Genomic DNA, 18,647 nt, shown 5'->3' with positions numbered 1-18,647 from the left:
AGGGAGACTCTACTTATGAATAAACGAATTAAAGTCATGACTATTTTTGGTACAAGACCTGAAGCTATTAAAATGGCGCCGCTAGTTCTTGAATTACAGAAATATCCTGACAAGTTTGAATCCATTGTCACGGTGACGGCACAACATAGAGAAATGCTGGATCAGGTTTTGGCTATTTTTCAAATAACTCCTGACTATGATTTAAATATCATGAAGAACCGCCAAACTTTAATCGATATTACAACAAGAGGCCTTGAAGGATTAGATAAGGTTATGAAGGAAGTAAAACCGGATATAGTCCTTGTTCACGGTGATACTACTACAACATTTATCGCAAGCTTAGCTGCTTATTACAATCAAATTGTTGTTGGACATGTGGAAGCTGGTTTGCGTACATGGAATAAATATTCTCCGTATCCTGAGGAAATGAACCGCCAATTAACTGGTGTTCTCGCGGATATTCATTTTGCTCCAACTGAAAAATCAGCTCAAAATTTACTTTCTGAGGGTAAAAAGAAAGACAGTATTTATGTTACTGGCAACACAGCTATCGACGCTCTTCAAACAACGGTAAAAGAGGAATATACTCATGAAATTCTTAAAAAAGTGGGAGACGATCGTCTTATTCTGCTTACAGCTCATCGACGTGAAAATCATGGGGAACCAATGAGAAATATGTTTCGCGCTATAAAGCGAATCGTAAATGAACAGTCAGATGTTCAAGTTGTATACCCTGTTCATTTAAATCCAGTTGTTCGAGAATTAGCGGATGAAATATTGGGGAATGATCCGCGAATTCATTTAATAGAGCCTTTAGATGTGATTGATTTTCATAACTTCGCTAATCATGCGTACTTAATATTAACGGATTCAGGCGGCGTGCAAGAAGAAGCTCCATCCTTAGGAGTTCCCGTTTTAGTATTACGAGATACAACGGAACGCCCAGAGGGAATTGAGGCAGGAACATTAAAACTTGCAGGTGTTGAAGAAGAAACAATCTATCGATTAGCGACAGAATTGCTTACAGATCAACAGATCCATGATAAAATGGCCAAAGCTTCCAATCCGTATGGTGATGGACAAGCATCTCGCCGTATTGTTAACGTAATAACAGAGTATTTTAAGGAAGAGGCTGGGACATAAGTAAAAAAATCATTGAAATTCGTCAAATCTACGAAAGCAAAAACGCATGAAATCAAGGTTTTTAAATTTGATTTCATGCGTTTTTTTGATTTTCACTGCGTTTTGTCCCACCTCTTTTTTTATCACTCATCTCAACTATCACGAAACCCTTATTTTTTGGTCAGGGTAAATAATATCTGATTTTAACCCGTTCATAGATTTTAGTTTTTTAACAGTTGTTCGATATTCTCGCGCAATATCCCATAACGTGTCGCCTTTAACGACTGTGCGGTATGTTGCGGTATTTTTAGATTCACTTGTTGCTGTAACTTTCATTTTTTGTCCGACGCGAATGAAATTAACATTCTTTATTTTATTTATTGACTTTAATTTGGATACAGTAGTATGGTGCCTTTTGGCAATTCCACTTAACGTATCTCCTTTTTTCACTGTATAGATTGTTGTCAAAGAGCTTTTTGTTGTAAGTTTGCTATTCTGAAGATTTACTTTGGCAGGCTTCGCACCTGACTTTAGTTTAGCAAGTAAGGCGAGATTTTGGGCGGAAGTACCGTTATAATTGGCAATGCCATATTTCACAGCTAGTTTCTGCCGCGCTTTAAAAGATGAATCCTTTTTCTTTGATTTTAAATAATCAACAATCGAAATTGGTTTGATTGTTCCAACATGCTTCGTAACCTTTTGAGTCGATTTGGTTTTTGTACTATATTTTCCAGCGTAATCCTCGGATACATCGAAATATCCATAGCGGCTAAGTCCGTTAAAGTGATAATCCTCCGCCCATTGCCATGCACCTTTTCCGTTTGTAAAGTTTGCCGTAGGTTCTCCTCTTTGTGGATTAGCTGGATAGGAGGCAAGCCAAGGTTTATTGATAATTAAAGCTTTAGGCTGTAAATTGTTATTATAAAAATAAGAGCCACTATATAAATCAATGCGTGTATACCCAATTCTTTTCATTTCAGAAATAAATGTATTAGTATATTCTGTGAGTTTGCTAGAATTTCTTGATAGATTATCAGCTTCTACGTCAACCACAACATATCCATCTTTTTCTTTATTAAATCCCACAAGTTTCAATTTCTTATCAAACCACTGTGCCTCAGCTTTTGCAATAGTATTGCTAGTGAATCGTGCATAATGATAAGCATTTACAATTAATCCGGCTTGTCTTGCATTTGCGATATTTACACTGGCAGCGGGGTCAACAAAATATCTGTCTTCGGAAACCTTTACCACAACCCCTTTTACACCACTCTCTTTAATAGTTTGATAGAAGGCGAGCGGTAAACCGAGCTCACCATTATGATGTGAAACATCGATGAAGTCTACATCAGGCTCAGCTGCATAAGAACTTACGCCAAAGGAAAATAATAATCCGATAGATAGGACGAGAGCTCCAATCCAATTTTTAATTTTGTTCATTTAATACACCACCCTCCATGAAGATAGATAATTATATAAGTAGTTAAGAAGGAAAGGACGTTTGTGAAATGAAGATTAAAATATGCAATGTTTGCTTCTTTGTCATTACTTTTTTATAGCCGCTTAAAGCTTTTACAAAACTAATAAAAATGCCCATTTTTCGATTTAAATGAAAAGGAAAGTGCGTTGTGGAATATTCCGTTACTTTCGAGAAAACATAAGGAAAAAGGGGAGGTATCATGAAAAATATACGAGTATTCTTTATAGCGGTTTGTCTGCTTTTTATATCCTTTCACTCCAGCAGTGCACATAGTTGGGAAATACCCCCTTATCCTAAAACATCCACAAATGAAGAAACGATTATGATTTTTTCTACGTCCGAGCGTCCTGATGAAAATGTTATACAAAGCTCTCTTTCTGGTTATCGAACATTGAAAATCAGGTATCTATTTACAGATGCCTTTACCGGCTTTTCATTAAAGGGACAAAAGCATGAATTAGAACAGTTTGCAAAAAACTTTCATCAAGTAAAAACTGTTTTTGAATCTAATGTATATACAACAGATTTTATTAATAGTGGAAACAACCAATTAATAGGTACGGAGGGAGTAAGGGGAATCAGAGATCGTTACGGAAATCGTTTAACAGGTAAAGGTGTAAATGTAGGAGTAATTGATACAGGGATTGATTATAATCATCCTGATTTAATAGGAAGCTATAAAGGCGGGTTTGATTTTGTTGATGGGGACGAGAATCCCCTGGAAGCCATGGATCGAAAAGGGATGACTATTCATGGCACCCATGTTGCTGGAATTATTGCCGCTAATGGAAAGATGCATGGTGTTGCTCCAGAGGTAAATTTATATTCCTATAGGGTATTAGGTCCTGGAGGAAAGGGAACGACAGATCAGGTTTTAGCTGCAATTGATCGGAGTATAAAGGATAAAATGGACGTCATAAATCTGTCTTTAGGTACAAATATTAATGGACCTGATTTGCCTGTTAGCATGGCGTTGAATAATGCGGTTGCTAAAGGGATAATTGCTGTTACATCGAATGGTAATTCCGGTCCAAATATGTGGACTGTTGGTTCCCCAGGTACTTCGTCCAGTGCTATTTCTGTGGGAGCATCCACTCCAACATTAAATAGTCCTTATTTGTCCGTTCCAAGCATAAATGGTAACATTCCACTTTCACCTTTACACGGCAGCAAAAAATGGAGTTTTGACCGATCGGTTCCTTTGGTTGATGGAGGGATTGGTAAAAGGGGAGAAATAAAGAAGGCAGAAGGAAAGATTGTTTTAATAAAAAGGGGAGGGAACACCTTTACGGAGAAAGTACTAAATGCTGCAAAAGCTGGTGCATTAGGGGTGATTCTATATAATAATACAGATGGTGAATTTGCAGGAATGGTAGATAAGGAATGCCCTATCCCTGTTGCGTCAATTCCAAGGAATTCTGGGGAGAAAATTCAATCGGAGACAAAGCGAAAAGCTCTATTAGCTACAACTATCTATAAAAAAGAAGCGGATTTACTAGCTGATTTTAGCTCACGTGGACCTGTAACGGTAAATTGGTCTGTAAAACCTGATGTAACTGCACCAGGAGTAGCAATAAATAGTACGATTCCAAGAGGAGATTATACTGCACTTCAAGGGACTAGTATGGCAGCCCCGTTTGTCACCGGTGCTGCAGCTCTTATGAAACAAGCCCATCCTACTTGGAAACCGGAAGAAGTCAAAGCGGCATTAATGAATACAGCAAAACCTTTATTTGATCATAATGAAAAGCTTTATAAAGTTTTTGAACAAGGTGCAGGCAGAATTCAGGTGGAGAAAGCAGTCAAAACACAATCTTTGGTAATTCCTGGAAGTCTTTCTTTTGGTATATTGACGGAGGATTTTAAAGATCGAACAAGATATTTAACGATTAAGAACACTTCGAATACTGTGCAGCATTATTCATTCAATCAAGAAACATTCCATCCTAATATAAGATGGGAATTACCTCAATCGTTTTATATCAAGCCAAATGAGAAGAAGAGAATTCCGATAAGAGTTATATTAACAAGGAAATTTTGGGATGAAAAGGAAATTGTTGATGGCCGTCTTACACTTGAGGCAGGCCATCAAAAGATTAACATTCCATATCTATTTGCCGTTAAAGAGCCAAGCTATCCTAGAATAATGGGATTCTCCATTGTTCCTGGAGATAAACCTGGATATATAAGGTATGAAGCCTATTTGCCTATGGGGGCGGAGGAATTTGGAATAGCTCTATTTGATTCAGAAACATTATCTTTCATAGAATTTTTAGATTTTAAAGATCATATAGGTGCTGGAATGATTGATAATCAACTCAGTTTGCCTAAGCAAACATTCTTGCGAAAGATAACAGCTGTAGCTTTTGCTAAAAATAAAGGGGAAGAGGATTTTGAAGAATGGTCAATACCATTGAAAAATATTGAGTATTAAAAATGAAGGCACCCAGAAATGGAAAAAAATAAGCGGTAGATAATTTTAAAGGATTCTCCTAAAATGACATTAATAGAAGAAAGCTTGCATCTCATTTTTAATGGAAAAAACAATTAAAAATTTGATGATTTTGTGACAATTGCTTTTCTCTATACAATGTCCATATCCTTTTTCAAAGAAACACATTGACATTGAATTTTCCCTATTGTATGCTTACAGAGGGTGCAGAATGATAGGGTTTTCACTTGTTTTCATAGGTTGTGAATAATTTTTTCTATCACCTGCAAACAAGAATATTTTATAACAATATTTTTGAAAAAGTGGAGATGTGACGATGGGAAAAAAGGAAAAAAGTCCCTACCATGCAATAGCCTTGTATACCACAATCCTTTCACAATTAGTTGGTACCCTTCTAATTGGGATTTTTACTGGAAAATGGCTGGACGGTTATTGTCACACGGAACCACTGTTTTTAATAATCGGACTACTTCTTGGCCTTGCATCTGGAATTTGGGCCATGCTTCATACAGTCCGACATTTCTTTTAGGAAAAGCTCTTTTCTTAGACTTTGTTGATTTTGTATTCGGAAGTACTTGATTGAAATTTTATTCAGTTTAATATGAATAAGATTTTTAAGAAAAGATGCTCCGAAACTAAGGCTAATCTAGGATTTATAGCCATTTACGAAAAACAACGATTTATTCGAAAACAGCCTTAGGAGATAGAAAGACATGCCGGAACTCCAACAATTATTTAACAGGCATCGCAAGATTATGCTGTTTCTGTTATCCCTCCTCGTTTTAGGTTGGGGCTTTACCCCCTATCATTCCATATTTTTAGGTTTGATTCTCGGTACATCCGTTAGTCTGTATAACCACTGGCTGACAATGAGGAAAACAAAACGTTTCAGCGATGCTGTTGTTAGCGAAAAGCGTCCAGCAAAGTCTTTAGGGACTTTAATTAGAATGGGGACCGCGGTCATCAGTGTGTTAATCGCTTTACGCTATCCGGAAACATTTCATGTATTTAGTGTTATTTTGGGATTAATGACCTCTCACGTCGTCATTATGATAGATTTTATTTTCCTAACTATCCAATCACACAAAAGCGGAAAGTGAGGTGAGTTCGCTTGGAACATAAAGCACCTGTGGTGGAGTTTTTAGGACTTTACTTTAATTTAGCAAACGTCCTGATGATTACAGTTGCAACAGTAATTGTACTTATTATAGCTATTGTTTCCACAAGAAGACTAGCTATGAAACCTACCGGAATGCAAAATTTCATGGAGTGGGTAATGGATTTTGTTAAAAATATTATTAAAAGTAATATGGATTGGAAAACTGGTGGTTCATTTCACATTTTAGGAATTACACTTATCATGTACATCTTTGTATCTAATATGCTCGGTTTACCATTTAATATCGTCATAGATGATACACTATGGTGGAAGTCGCCAACAGCTGATCCGGTTATTACACTAACACTTGCTGTAATGATTGTAGGTTTAACACATTATTACGGCATAAAACGAAATGGAATATCAGGTTATGCTAAAGGTTTCTTTTCGCCGATTCCATTTTTATTCCCGTTGAAAATTATTGAAGAATTTGCAAATACGTTAACATTAGGCTTGCGTCTTTACGGTAATATTTATGCGGGTGAAATATTGCTGGGACTATTATCTGCAGGTCTAGCATCTTCAGTAGGTGGCACCATTGGGGCAATCATTCCTACTCTTGCATGGCAAGGATTTTCGATTTTCGTAGGTTCTATTCAAGCCTTTATCTTCACTATGTTAACAATGGTTTATATGGCTCATAAAGTAAGTCATGACCATTAATATAATCCTGTAAAATACAGGGGTAGACAATTAAACTATAAATTTTTTATACATTTAAAGGAGGAACTTTATAATGAGTTTGGGTGTACTTGCAGCAGCAGTTGCAATCGGTTTAGCCGCTATCGGTGCCGGTATTGGTAACGGTCTTATCGTAGGTCGTACAGTAGAGGGGATTGCTCGTCAACCAGAAGCACGTGGAATGCTTCAAACAACTATGTTCATCGGTATTGCGTTAGTAGAGGCGATTCCTATCATCGCGGTTGTTATTGGTTTCATGGTTGTTAATAGATAGTATTAACATTTTTAAGATGGCGAAGATACTTTGAAGTTTCCTTCGCCATTCCTTTATGTAGAGTAAAAATAAGGATAACGATAGATAGACAGGAATAACCTGCAAAAGCTCCTTTGAATAAAGGAGCAAACCCATTAGGGGAATAGAAACAACTACTCTGGAAGGAGTGAATAATTGGTGTTAACGAGTGGCTTTGTACTTGGATTAGCTGAACATGGACATTTGAATACAGGCGATATCCTTTTCCAGCTAATTATGTTTATCATTTTGCTAGTATTACTCAAGATCTTTGCATGGAAACCGTTAATGGGAATCATGAAACAACGTGAAGATCATATTTCGAATGAAATTGAAGCGGCTGAAAAGAGCCGAATTGAAGCAAATAAATTGTTAGAAGAACAACGCTCTCTTTTAAAAGAAGCTCGTCAAGAAGCACAGACACTGATAGAAAATGCGAAAAAGCAAGGGGATATCAGTCGCGAAGAAATTATTACAATTGCCCGCGGTGAAGCAGAGCGCATTAAAGAGGCAGCCAAGCTAGAAATCGAACAGCAAAAAGAAAAGGCAGTTGCTGCTTTAAAAGAACAAGTTGCATCATTATCTGTGTTAATTGCTTCTAAAGTAATCGAGAAGGAATTAAGTGCTGCTGATCAAGAAAAGCTTATTAACGATTATATTCAAGAGGCAGGAGAGAAGCGATGAGTGCAGTAGCAAAACGTTATGCGTTGGCGCTTTTTCAATTAGCTAAAGAAAATAATCAGTTAGATCAGTATGAAAATGAACTTCGTGAAGTGAAAAAGGCACTTGCAGATAACGACAATTTTAAAAATCTTTTAAAATTGCCAAAGCTTCCTTCAGAAAAGAAGAAAGAAATTTTAAAAGAAGTATTCTCCAAAACTTCAACTTATGTTTTAAATACTTTAATGCTACTTTGTGATGCCCATCGAGAAGAGGAAATGGAAGCAGTAGCAGCAAGCTTTATAGAATTAGTAAATGAAGAACGCGGAATTGCAGAAGCTGTCGTGTATTCCATTCGTCCTTTAACGGCAAGCGAAAGTGAAGCAATCTCATCCGCATTTGCTAAAAAAGTTGGGAAAACTTCTTTAAATATCGAAAACGTTATTGATTCAAATATATTGGGCGGTGTAAAAGTCCGGATAGGTAACCGTATCTTTGACGGAAGCTTACAAGGAAAACTTAATCGTCTAAAACGTGATTTAATTAGTTAAGAAATGAGGGGTGACATTCATGAGCATTAAAGCTGAAGAAATCAGCGCGCTGATAAGAAAACAAATTGAAAATTATCAGTCTGAAATGAAAGTTAGCGATGTTGGTACCGTTATATCCGTTGGGGACGGTATTGCTCGTGCTCATGGTCTCGATAATGCCATGGCTGGAGAGCTATTAGAGTTTTCAAACGGTGTTATGGGTCTTGCTCAAAACCTAGAAGAAAACAATGTCGGTATCGTTATATTAGGACCATTCCGCGATATTAAAGAGGGCGACGAGGTTCGTCGTACTGGACGTATCATGGAGGTTCCTGTAGGTGAAGAACTAATTGGACGTGTGGTAAACCCACTTGGACAACCGGTGGATGGTCTCGGACCAATCAATACAACAAAAACAAGACCAATTGAAGCAAAGGCTCCTGGAGTAATGGACCGTAAATCAGTACACGAACCATTGCAAACAGGTATCAAGGCGATTGATGCGCTTGTACCTATTGGCCGCGGTCAACGTGAGTTAATAATTGGGGACCGTCAAACTGGTAAAACAACCGTTGCAATCGATACGATCTTAAACCAAGCAGATCAAAATATGATTTGTATATATGTTGCTATTGGACAAAAAGAATCTACTGTACGTGGTGCTGTTGAGACACTTCGTAAGCATGGTGCATTAGATTATACAATTGTTGTAACAGCATCTGCTGCACAACCTGCTCCATTACTATACCTTGCTCCATATGCAGGTGTAACAATGGCAGAAGAATTTATGTATAACGGTAAGCATGTATTGGTTGTTTATGATGATTTATCAAAACAAGCAGCTGCATATCGTGAGCTTTCACTATTATTACGTCGTCCTCCAGGTCGTGAGGCATTCCCTGGGGATGTATTCTATCTGCATTCACGTTTATTGGAACGTGCTGCAAAACTTAGTGATGCACTTGGTGGCGGATCTATCACAGCTCTACCATTTGTTGAAACACAGGCAGGCGATATTTCTGCTTATATTCCAACAAACGTAATTTCTATCACTGATGGACAAATTTTCTTGCAATCTGACTTATTCTTCTCAGGAGTGCGTCCAGCGATTAATGCGGGTCTTTCTGTATCTCGTGTTGGAGGTTCCGCTCAAATTAAAGCAATGAAGAGTGTTGCCGGAACACTTCGTCTTGACCTTGCGTCATTCCGTGAACTTGAGTCATTTGCACAATTTGGATCCGATCTTGATAAAGCAACACAAGCAAAATTAGCCCGTGGTGCTCGTACAGTCGAAGTATTAAAGCAAGATTTAAATAAACCAATTAAAGTAGAAAAGCAAGTCATGATTCTATATGCCTTAACAAGAGGCTTCCTTGACGATATTCCTGTTCAAGACATCGTACGTTTTGAAGGTGAATTCTATTCTTGGTTAGATCACAATCGTACACAAGTACTAGATCATATCAGAACAACTGGCAAATTGCCTGAGGACGAAGATATGGTTTCTGCTATTAATGATTTCAAAAAGACTTTTGCAAAGTCTGAATAAGTGACGAAAAATTAAGATTGTCCCAAAGTAAGGTTTGACACCACATTTGTGGTGTCGGGCACTATTGGGGACCTCTTTACTTAAAACGAAGGTGGTGAGAGCTTCGTGGCATCCTTACGTGATTTAAAATCTCGTATTAATTCAACGAAAAAAACGAGCCAAATTACAAAGGCGATGCAAATGGTTTCTGCTTCTGCTTTGAGTAGAGCGGAGATGAATGCGAAATCATTTGTTCCATATATGGAGAAAATTCAAGATGTTGTGGCAAATGTTGCGCTCGGCAGCAATATTGCACATCCAATGCTAGTTACAAGACCAGTAAAAAAGACAGGATATTTAGTAATTACTTCTGATAGAGGATTAGCTGGTGCATATAATAGCAGTGTTTTACGTCTGGTATCAAATACTATTAAAGAACGTCATAAATCAAAAGACGAGTACGCTATTATTGCAATTGGTAGAGTAGGGTATGAATTCTTTAAAAAGCGCGATGATCATATTGTGTTAAATATAGTTGGATTACCAGATCAGCCGTCATTTGCAGATATTATGAAAATATCTAGTAAAACAGTTCAAATGTTCGCAGATCAAACATTTGATGAATTGTATATGTTTTACAATCACTTTGTCAATGCTATCTCACAAGAAGTTACGGAGAAAAAGCTGCTTCCTTTAACCGATATTGGTTCTGGCAAAAAGCTTACTTCTTATGAATTTGAACCATCTCCAGAAGAGATATTAGAGGTACTTCTCCCGCAATATGCTGAAAGTCTAATATACGGTGCTCTATTGGACGGAAAAGCGAGTGAGCATGCTGCACGTATGACTGCGATGAAAAATGCAACGGATAATGCCAAAGAGCTTATTGATTCTTACACGTTACAATATAACCGCGCGCGTCAAGCTGCAATTACACAAGAAATTACAGAGATTGTCGGCGGTGCTGCTGCTTTGGAATAGGAAAAATAACCTATTAGATAGAAAAACTCAGGCGACTTGCTCGCCTTAATGCAAGATAGGAGGTCAAATGATGAACAAAGGACACGTTCTACAAGTAATGGGTCCAGTTGTTGACGTTAAGTTTGCTAATGGTCAACTACCTGATATATATAATGCGTTAAAAGTTCAATATAAAGCGCAATCAGCTACTGAAGTTGACATCGATTTAACTTTGGAAGTTGCTCTTCACTTAGGTGATGATTCTGTTCGTGCTATTGCAATGGACTCTACTGATGGAGTACAGCGCGGAATGGATGTTCTTGATTTAGGTGAGCCTATTTCAGTACCTGTTGGTGATGTTACATTAGGTCGTGTATTTAACGTACTAGGTAATGCGATCGATTTAGATGGTGCACTTCCTGAAGGAATTCGTCGCGATCCAATTCATCGTACTGCACCAACATTTGAACAACTATCTACGGAAGTAGAAATTCTAGAAACAGGAATTAAAGTTGTTGACTTACTTGCCCCTTATATTAAAGGTGGTAAAATCGGCTTATTCGGTGGTGCCGGTGTAGGAAAAACCGTATTAATCCAAGAATTAATTAACAACATTGCACAAGAACATGGTGGTATTTCCGTGTTCGCAGGTGTTGGTGAACGTACCCGTGAAGGAAATGACCTTTACCATGAAATGAAAGACTCAGGTGTTATTAAGAAAACAGCCATGGTATTTGGGCAAATGAATGAGCCGCCTGGTGCACGTATGCGTGTGGCTTTAACAGGATTAACAATGGCAGAATACTTCCGTGATGAACAAGGTCAGGACGTGCTATTCTTTATCGATAACATTTTCCGATTTACACAAGCTGGATCTGAGGTATCAGCATTACTTGGCCGTATGCCGTCAGCCGTTGGTTACCAACCAACACTTGCTACAGAAATGGGTCAATTACAAGAACGTATTACATCAACTAACGTTGGTTCTGTAACATCTATTCAAGCGATTTACGTACCTGCGGATGACTATACAGACCCTGCTCCAGCAACTACATTTGCTCACTTAGATGCAACAACTAACTTGGAACGTAAACTTTCTGAGATGGGTATTTACCCAGCGGTGGATCCTCTTGCATCAACATCTCGTGCCCTTTCTCCTGAGATTGTTGGCGAGGAACATTACAGTGTTGCGCGTAATGTGCAACAAACATTACAGCGATACAGAGAATTACAAGATATTATTGCGATTTTAGGTATGGATGAACTTAGTGATGAGGATAAATTAGTCGTTGCACGTGCACGTCGTATTCAATTTTTCTTATCACAAAACTTCCATGTTGCTGAGCAATTTACAGGTCAAAAAGGATCATATGTACCGGTAAAAGAAACTGTACGAGGATTTAAAGAAATTCTTGAAGGTAAATATGACCACCTTCCAGAAGACGCATTCCGTCTTGTAGGTCCTATCGAGGATGTATTGAAGCAAGCTAAAGAGATGGGCGTAGAGGTATAATTCGGGACCAGGAGGATCAAAAATGAAGACATTAAAAGTCAATATTGTCACTCCGGACGGCCCAGTGTATAGTTCAGATGTGGAAATGGTGATTACAAAGGCGCAAAGTGGTGAACTAGGTATTTTGCCTGGACACATTCCTACCGTAGCTCCACTTCAAATTGGCGCTGTTCGGTTAAAAAAAGGCGGCGACACTGAGCTCGTAGCAGTAAGTGGCGGTTTTCTAGAAGTGCGACCTGAACAAGTAACCATTTTAGCTCAAACAGCTGAAAAATCAGAAAGCATTGATATTGAACGCGCAAAACAAGCAAGAGTCCGCGCCGAAGAGAGATTAGAAGCGAAGACAGATGATACTGATCTTATACGTGCAGAACTTGCTTTAAAACGTGCAATTAACCGTATAAATGTTGCTGAACACCGCTTCTAATATAATGAACACCTTCTGTGATACAGAGGGTGTTTTTTATCCATTCGATTGGGATTAACAAATAAAAAAGGAGTGCAGAAAATGGTAGCTGATTTTGGACAACAAGCTTTAATAAGTATTCTTGTACATATTTTTTTCTTTGCCATTACATTTTGGGCATTGCAAGCACTTAATTACGAAAAACTTCTAAAGCCGAATCGTATATTTCAAGCTAGATTACTAATGATTATACTTACGATTGCTATCGGTTCATCCATAAGTAACTTTTTTCTAAATTACCTTCTATGGTCACAACAACTCCCTCTTATGTTTCATTAAAGCTTGGATAATTTTTTCTACTTTTTATAGTCAACATAGTGAAGAATTGTCAAGAACCATCAGATTGCAGTATTTGTGTTATAAGTTTTTTCGTTTTGTCACCATTTTGTAAAAAATAGGACTTCTTACATGTTTTCAAACGTACTATAATTCATTATGATGTAATATGATTTTAATTTATGTGTAAAATACTTGTAACATTATAAGCGGGTATTTATCTAGGTTCAGCGCCTATCGGATTTCTTTGTCTCTCTACGATAAGTGCAACACCAAGTAATATTACACATCAAATTTTACTTGGTGAACATGGTAGTGCGACTTTTCTAAACTACCTAAGCACGGTTTCCTTTACTTAAGTAGAAGACTCCGAAGGTGAAATTACATAACAAATTTCACGCATCCTTATGCCGATGGCAAAGCGCTTCCGCTTTTCTTTCTTCTGTCAAAAGATGACGACTTTTCCCAAGTATGTGTTGGACCTTTATGGTAAACACTTTTACTAAGGGAGAGGATACTTTTGAAACAGAAACTGATTTTTTTAATGTTTGTCTTAATTATTTGTTTTATGTACGTAAATATTGGGAATAAGACCAATGCTGCACCATTTACCACTGATTTAAACAAAATAGCAAAACTGGTATGGGAACAAAATGGAAGTATTCATGAATGGTCTTTATATACAAGAGAAGCCATTCGAATTCACTCAATAAGTGATTGGGATAAGAAAGTAAGGTCCTTGCAAAAGGAATTTCCATTAATGGAGTGGAAGATTGATCGTGAAAAAGGGCTCGCAACCGGTATAAAAACTCACAAGGAATTTGTTGAAACAATAAAAATAATGTCGACCCCTACAAATCACTTTGCATCATCGTATTTATTATATGAGATGAAAGGTGAAAGCTGGAGTTCAACTTTTGCGAAGAAAATCGACCAAATGCTTCCTGATAAAATGGATGTTCTTTACAGGGGAAAACCGACAATATTCTCTTGTATCAAAGGCACATTCAATGATAAAATTGAAAATGTTTTACTGACTAAAAAAGATCAGTTGTTACAAGGATTTAATGCAAAAGAATTGGAATCATTAAAAGAAACAGACTTTTACTCAATATCAGCGTTTTCTCCACAATTTTCCGAGTCCATTCCTACTAAGAATCATAAAATGAATCTACAAGTTGGATTGAGGAAAAATGGATTGGGCGCTAAAACGACCTTCGTTATTGGCACACCTATCATAACGATTGAATATTAATATAGAGAAAATGGACGCGGAGGGGAATACTCTTGGAAAAAATCATCGTCCGCGGCGGAAAAAGGTTAAATGGTACGGTACAAGTTGAAGGTGCTAAAAATGCCGTATTACCTGTTATCGCTGCATCTTTGTTAGCTAGTGAAGGAAAAAGTATAATTCGTGATGTACCAACACTCTCCGATGTATATACAATTAGTGAAGTGTTACGCCATTTAAATGCAAGTGTAACCTTTCAAGATAATGAAATCACTGTAGATGCATCAAGAGAGTTATTTATTGAAGCGCCATTTGAATATGTTAGAAAAATGCGTGCTTCTGTACTTGTAATGGGACCATTATTAGCCCGTGTGGGAAAAGCTCGTGTTGCACTTCCTGGCGGTTGTGCAATTGGTTCAAGACCTATCGATTTGCATCTTAAAGGATTTGAAGCGATGGGCGCAAAAGTGAAAGTAGGGAATGGATTTATTGAAGCGGAATCAGAAGGACGCTTAAAAGGTTCTAAGATCTATTTAGATTTCCCAAGTGTTGGAGCAACTCAAAATATTATGATGGCTGCAACATTAGCAGAAGGTATGACCATTATTGAGAACTGTGCGAAGGAACCTGAAATTGTGGACCTTGCCAACTTCTTAAATAAAATGGGTGCTATTGTGAAGGGTGCGGGAACAGGAACCATCCGAATCGAGGGTGTAGAAAGTCTGTTTGCTACAGAACATACGATTATTCCTGACCGAATTGAAGCTGGAACATTTATGATTGCTGCTGCTATTACTGGTGGGGATGTCCTTGTAAAGGGCGCCGTTCCTGAGCATCTAACCTCCTTAGTTGCAAAGCTTGAAGAGATGGGTGTGCTCATTATTGAAGAGCCTCAAGGTCTTAGGGTTATTGGTCCGGAAAAACTGAAGGCAGTTGATATAAAGACAATGCCGCATCCAGGTTTTCCTACAGATATGCAATCACAAATGATGGCTCTTCTCCTATGTGCAGAAGGGACTGGAGTAATAACAGAAACAGTATTTGAGAATCGTTTTATGCATGTGGAAGAATTCCGCAGGATGAATGCTGATATCAAAATCGAAGGACGTTCTGTTATCATTAACGGTCCTAGCGAGCTTCAAGGTGCGGAAGTTTCGGCAACTGATCTTAGAGCTGCAGCAGCCCTCATTATTGCTGGATTAAAGGCGGATGGGTATACACGTGTGACAGAATTAAAACATCTCGATCGCGGTTACTTAAATTTCCATCTGAAATTAGCCGGGCTCGGTGCAGATATTGAACGTGTTAATGATGAAGTGGAAATTGTGGATAATGTAAATGAATACGTATCTGATGTAAATGTTTGAATATAAAAAAACCCGTACATTATTGTAGGGGTTTTTTATTTTAAAAAAATCTCTTAAAAAAATCTATTATTTTTATCGATCTATATTTTTTTCATAGAAATAAATCATAAAAACATGCTTTTCACCATAGTTATGAGTAGTGGGGTTACCCCTAATTATACGATGGAGGCATCAAGCATGAAACAAATTAAACCAGTCCTACTAATTATCTCTCTAGTAATTGCTGTATCCTTTCTTGTACCCACCTTACTTGTCCTACCATTTTCCTCTGAAAAAGTAAGTGGTAAGCTTGATGAAAAATTGCAAAAACCAAAAACCTCAGAACCAGCCATTGAGGTTGCTGTATATCGCACAAAGACAAAGCAAATTGAAAAGCCCAATCTAGAAGATTACGTTGTTGGTGTTGTAGCATCGGAAATGCCAGCTACATTTGAGAAAGAAGCATTAAAAGCACAGGCACTAACAGCTCGGACATATATTGTGAAACAGTTAATGTATGGCGGTAATGGCAGCGTACCAAAGGGTGCACTCGTAGAAGACACAACAAACTTTCAAGTCTATCAAAATATGGATGATTTAAAAAAGGAGTGGAAGGATAAATATAATCAAAACGTAAAAAAGATTCGTGAAGCTGTAAAAGCAACTGCAGGGCAAATTTTAACCTTCAATGGAAGTCCTATTACAGCTGCATTCTTTTCTACTAGTAATGGATATACGGAAAACTCTGAGGACTATTGGGATCAACCAGTCCCTTATTTAAAAAGTGTAAAAAGTCCATGGGATAAATTATCTCCAAAATACAGTTTTAAGGAAGAAATTCCTGTTTCCACATTTGAAAGTAAACTTGGAGTTCAGTTAACAGACTCGAAAAATATCGGGACTATTACATCACGTACACATGGAAAACGTGTAGGTACAGTTGTGATAGCCGGCAAACAGTTTACAGGTCGAGAGATTAGAGACAAACTTGAATTACGTTCAGCAGATTTTAGTTGGGTTCGTAAGGGAAACCTGATCATTGTAACCACAAAAGGCTACGGGCATGGAATTGGTATGAGTCAATACGGTGCTAATGAAATGGCGAAGAAAGGAAAGAACTATCAAGATATTGTTAAGTATTATTATCAAGGTGTTCAAATTTCCAGTACAAATAAATTCTTAAATAAAGCAACAGCTAAAAAGTAAGCCTCTCATATTGAGGGCTTATTTTTTTGTAAAATTCTATTTATAATCCCAAAAATCATCGAAAAAAGAATACATAATATCGTTATAAATGCCAAATAATAAGAATTTAAAAATTTTTTTAAAATAGATGTATATATTCCCTTGTATCTGTTCAGAATGGATGCAGAGGTGATGAAAATGAGAGAGGAAGAAAAGAAATTATCTTCTCAAAAAAAACGCGGAAAAAGCATATTTAAAAAGCGCTGGGTGTATCCAGCAGTTTATCTAGTGTGTGCTGCATTGCTTATTTCAGGTATTTTCTGGTACCAGTCTAAAGGAAATGAATCTGCTAAAGATAACTTCAATTATCGTGGGGATGATTTAGTAGGAAAGAAAGAATTTAAGAACCCTGCAACAGAGGTTAGTAAAACATTAGAGAATTTCAAATGGCCAGTAAAAAATGCAAGTGCAGCAAAAATCGTTAAAGACTTCTATGATTCAAAAGCTTCAGCGGAAAAACAGGAAGCAGCTATCTTAGTATATAATGGCAACCAGTTCCGGCCTAATCGCGGAGTCGATATTGCGATGAAGGATGGGAAAGATTTTAACGTAGTAGCGGCAATGAGCGGTACTGTAGTTAATGTTAATGATAATGATTCATTACTAGGGAATGTTATTGAAATCGAACATGAAAAAGGTGTAGTTACTGAGTATCAGTCTGTACAGGACATCCAAGTTAAGGTTGGAGATATTGTAGAACAAGGGCAAACCATTGCGAAAGCCGGTAAAAGCCAATTAAACGAAAAAGCTGGTACACATGTTCACTTTGAGATTCGTAAGGATAATCAAGCTTTAAATCCTAACACTTACTTCAATAAACCACTATCAGCTCTTGAAAATGTAAATACAGAAAGTAAGTCAGCTACTGATGATCAAATGAATAGTGATGATCAATCAAGCAAAACAAAAGATGATAATGCAGCAGAGAATGAGGATAACAATAACAGTTCAAGTGAAAAAAATGATTCGCAAAATACAGATGACAGCCAAGGTTAATAAAGTGAAATTTGAGGAAAGAGCGGAAATTAAATGTCCGCTCTTTTTTATATATCTTTATAAAGTTGTTGGTACTTAATATATGTACACAATTTAATAATAGATCAATTAACGAAATTTTTGGAAAAATTGACATATACCTTGTCCTTATTATGGTTTTTGTGCATATATTTTTATCCAAGCTAATACAATGTTACAAACCTGACAAAAACAAAGAGAGTGTTTGAGGTGAGTAATCGTTAAGTTTTACTATATATATAGTTATGGACTTGAATAATTTCTAGAAAAAGAGAGCATGAATGAATTGTTCTCTGCCGCATAAAAGTAGTGGAAAAGCAGTGAAGAACAAACTGCAAATATATATGCGAAGATACAGCATACTCCGTGGAAGGGAAAGCGAGTCTCATTTCACACTTCTCTCATCCAATTTGGGGAGGGCGAGCGGTGTGCACGATTACATCAAAGAGAGAACTATCAAGATTGGAAAGTATATCGTGGAGACGAGAAAAACGGTTCGTGTGATTGCGAAGGAGTTTGGCGTGTCCAAAAGTACTGTCCACAAAGATTTAACAGAAAGATTACCGGAAATTAATCCTGAATTAGCAAATGAAGTGAAAGAAATATTAGATTATCATAAATCCATCCGGCATCTCCGTGGAGGAGAAGCAACTAAGCAAAAATATAAAAAAGAAGAGTTTCAAAATAATTAA

At 37.3% G+C, this 18,647-nt stretch carries 19 protein-coding genes; 18 read left to right on the top strand and 1 reads right to left on the bottom strand.

Features of this window, described 5'->3' with window-relative positions; translation table 11 throughout:
* Positions 1-15: 15 nt before the first annotated feature.
* Complete coding sequence (gene wecB, locus CWO92_RS20440) at positions 16-1,143, top strand: non-hydrolyzing UDP-N-acetylglucosamine 2-epimerase (protein WP_101356062.1); 1,128 nt, start codon at positions 16-18, stop codon at positions 1,141-1,143.
* 138 nt (positions 1,144-1,281) lie between these two features.
* Here the strand turns inward: wecB and CWO92_RS20435 are convergent, their stop codons facing one another.
* Complete coding sequence (locus CWO92_RS20435) at positions 1,282-2,562, bottom strand: GH25 family lysozyme (protein ID WP_101356061.1); 1,281 nt, start codon at positions 2,560-2,562, stop codon at positions 1,282-1,284.
* A 239-nt stretch (positions 2,563-2,801) separates the two neighbouring features.
* Between CWO92_RS20435 and CWO92_RS20430 the strand changes: the two genes are divergently transcribed.
* The 17 genes from CWO92_RS20430 (at position 2,802) to spoIIID (ending at position 18,647) form a co-directional block, all read left to right on the top strand.
* Positions 2,802-5,036: a S8 family serine peptidase gene (locus tag CWO92_RS20430; RefSeq protein ID WP_101356060.1), complete on the top strand. Its 2,235-nt coding sequence runs from the start codon at positions 2,802-2,804 to the stop codon at positions 5,034-5,036.
* 334 nt (positions 5,037-5,370) lie between these two features.
* Positions 5,371-5,583: an AtpZ/AtpI family protein gene (locus CWO92_RS20425; protein ID WP_101356059.1), complete on the top strand. Its 213-nt coding sequence runs from the start codon at positions 5,371-5,373 to the stop codon at positions 5,581-5,583.
* Positions 5,584-5,767: 184 nt separating this feature from the next.
* On the top strand, positions 5,768-6,154 hold the full coding sequence (locus tag CWO92_RS20420) for an ATP synthase subunit I (RefSeq protein ID WP_101356058.1): 387 nt from the start codon (positions 5,768-5,770) through the stop codon (positions 6,152-6,154).
* 11 nt (positions 6,155-6,165) lie between these two features.
* Complete coding sequence (gene atpB / locus CWO92_RS20415) at positions 6,166-6,876, top strand: F0F1 ATP synthase subunit A (protein WP_101356057.1); 711 nt, start codon at positions 6,166-6,168, stop codon at positions 6,874-6,876.
* Positions 6,877-6,955: 79 nt separating this feature from the next.
* Complete coding sequence (atpE, locus tag CWO92_RS20410) at positions 6,956-7,168, top strand: F0F1 ATP synthase subunit C (protein WP_055741871.1); 213 nt, start codon at positions 6,956-6,958, stop codon at positions 7,166-7,168.
* Positions 7,169-7,345: 177 nt separating this feature from the next.
* A complete protein-coding gene (gene atpF, locus CWO92_RS20405) occupies positions 7,346-7,870 on the top strand; it encodes a F0F1 ATP synthase subunit B (protein WP_101356056.1) in 525 nt (174 codons plus the stop codon).
* Complete coding sequence (locus CWO92_RS20400) at positions 7,867-8,397, top strand: F0F1 ATP synthase subunit delta (RefSeq protein ID WP_101356055.1); 531 nt, start codon at positions 7,867-7,869, stop codon at positions 8,395-8,397. The genes atpF and CWO92_RS20400 overlap by 4 nt, the downstream gene beginning before the upstream one ends.
* 19 nt (positions 8,398-8,416) lie before the next feature.
* Positions 8,417-9,925: a F0F1 ATP synthase subunit alpha gene (gene atpA, locus CWO92_RS20395; RefSeq protein WP_101356054.1), complete on the top strand. Its 1,509-nt coding sequence runs from the start codon at positions 8,417-8,419 to the stop codon at positions 9,923-9,925.
* A 105-nt stretch (positions 9,926-10,030) separates the two neighbouring features.
* On the top strand, positions 10,031-10,885 hold the full coding sequence (gene atpG, locus CWO92_RS20390) for an ATP synthase F1 subunit gamma (protein WP_101356053.1): 855 nt from the start codon (positions 10,031-10,033) through the stop codon (positions 10,883-10,885).
* Positions 10,886-10,955: 70 nt separating this feature from the next.
* The gene (gene atpD / locus CWO92_RS20385) at positions 10,956-12,377 is read left to right on the top strand and encodes a F0F1 ATP synthase subunit beta (protein WP_101356052.1); all 1,422 of its coding nucleotides are present in this window, start codon (positions 10,956-10,958) and stop codon (positions 12,375-12,377) included.
* Positions 12,378-12,399: 22 nt separating this feature from the next.
* The gene (locus CWO92_RS20380) at positions 12,400-12,804 is read left to right on the top strand and encodes a F0F1 ATP synthase subunit epsilon (protein WP_101356051.1); all 405 of its coding nucleotides are present in this window, start codon (positions 12,400-12,402) and stop codon (positions 12,802-12,804) included.
* An 81-nt stretch (positions 12,805-12,885) separates the two neighbouring features.
* Entirely contained in the window at positions 12,886-13,122 is a 237-nt protein-coding gene (locus tag CWO92_RS20375) for a DUF1146 family protein (RefSeq protein ID WP_101356050.1), read from the top strand.
* A gap of 517 nt (positions 13,123-13,639) precedes the next feature.
* Positions 13,640-14,374 carry a YwmB family TATA-box binding protein gene (locus CWO92_RS20370; protein WP_101356049.1) on the top strand — a complete coding sequence of 245 codons (735 nt, stop codon included), beginning with the start codon at positions 13,640-13,642 and terminating at the stop codon, positions 14,372-14,374.
* 32 nt (positions 14,375-14,406) lie between these two features.
* Positions 14,407-15,717, top strand: coding sequence for a UDP-N-acetylglucosamine 1-carboxyvinyltransferase (gene murA / locus CWO92_RS20365; protein WP_101356048.1), 1,311 nt, complete (start codon positions 14,407-14,409; stop codon positions 15,715-15,717).
* Between the two features lie 177 nt (positions 15,718-15,894).
* Positions 15,895-16,902 carry a stage II sporulation protein D gene (gene spoIID / locus CWO92_RS20360; protein ID WP_101356047.1) on the top strand — a complete coding sequence of 336 codons (1,008 nt, stop codon included), beginning with the start codon at positions 15,895-15,897 and terminating at the stop codon, positions 16,900-16,902.
* Between the two features lie 177 nt (positions 16,903-17,079).
* Positions 17,080-17,937: a stage II sporulation protein SpoIIQ gene (gene spoIIQ / locus CWO92_RS20355; protein WP_101356046.1), complete on the top strand. Its 858-nt coding sequence runs from the start codon at positions 17,080-17,082 to the stop codon at positions 17,935-17,937.
* Between the two features lie 446 nt (positions 17,938-18,383).
* Positions 18,384-18,647 carry a sporulation transcriptional regulator SpoIIID gene (gene spoIIID, locus CWO92_RS20350; protein ID WP_055741870.1) on the top strand — a complete coding sequence of 88 codons (264 nt, stop codon included), beginning with the start codon at positions 18,384-18,386 and terminating at the stop codon, positions 18,645-18,647.

Origin of the sequence: Heyndrickxia camelliae, assembly GCF_002844575.1 — a bacterium.
In the GTDB taxonomy this organism is placed as follows: Bacteria; Bacillota; Bacilli; order Bacillales; family Bacillaceae_C; genus Margalitia; species Margalitia camelliae.
The sequence above is the reverse complement of the archived record's forward strand: the minus strand, read 5'-3'. Positions and strand labels throughout refer to the sequence as shown.

Bases quoted from the DNA above. Each gene is read 5' to 3' on its own strand.
- wecB (WP_101356062.1), top strand. From the start codon at position 16: ATGAATAAACGAATTAAAGTCATGACTATTTTTGGTACAAGACCTGAA.
- CWO92_RS20435 (WP_101356061.1), bottom strand. From the start codon at position 2,562: ATGAACAAAATTAAAAATTGGATTGGAGCTCTCGTCCTATCTATCGGA.
- CWO92_RS20430 (WP_101356060.1), top strand. From the start codon at position 2,802: ATGAAAAATATACGAGTATTCTTTATAGCGGTTTGTCTGCTTTTTATA.
- CWO92_RS20425 (WP_101356059.1), top strand. From the start codon at position 5,371: ATGGGAAAAAAGGAAAAAAGTCCCTACCATGCAATAGCCTTGTATACC.
- CWO92_RS20420 (WP_101356058.1), top strand. From the start codon at position 5,768: ATGCCGGAACTCCAACAATTATTTAACAGGCATCGCAAGATTATGCTG.
- CWO92_RS20400 (WP_101356055.1), top strand. From the start codon at position 7,867: ATGAGTGCAGTAGCAAAACGTTATGCGTTGGCGCTTTTTCAATTAGCT.
- atpA (WP_101356054.1), top strand. From the start codon at position 8,417: ATGAGCATTAAAGCTGAAGAAATCAGCGCGCTGATAAGAAAACAAATT.
- atpD (WP_101356052.1), top strand. From the start codon at position 10,956: ATGAACAAAGGACACGTTCTACAAGTAATGGGTCCAGTTGTTGACGTT.
- CWO92_RS20380 (WP_101356051.1), top strand. From the start codon at position 12,400: ATGAAGACATTAAAAGTCAATATTGTCACTCCGGACGGCCCAGTGTAT.
- CWO92_RS20375 (WP_101356050.1), top strand. From the start codon at position 12,886: ATGGTAGCTGATTTTGGACAACAAGCTTTAATAAGTATTCTTGTACAT.
- spoIID (WP_101356047.1), top strand. From the start codon at position 15,895: ATGAAACAAATTAAACCAGTCCTACTAATTATCTCTCTAGTAATTGCT.
- spoIIQ (WP_101356046.1), top strand. From the start codon at position 17,080: ATGAGAGAGGAAGAAAAGAAATTATCTTCTCAAAAAAAACGCGGAAAA.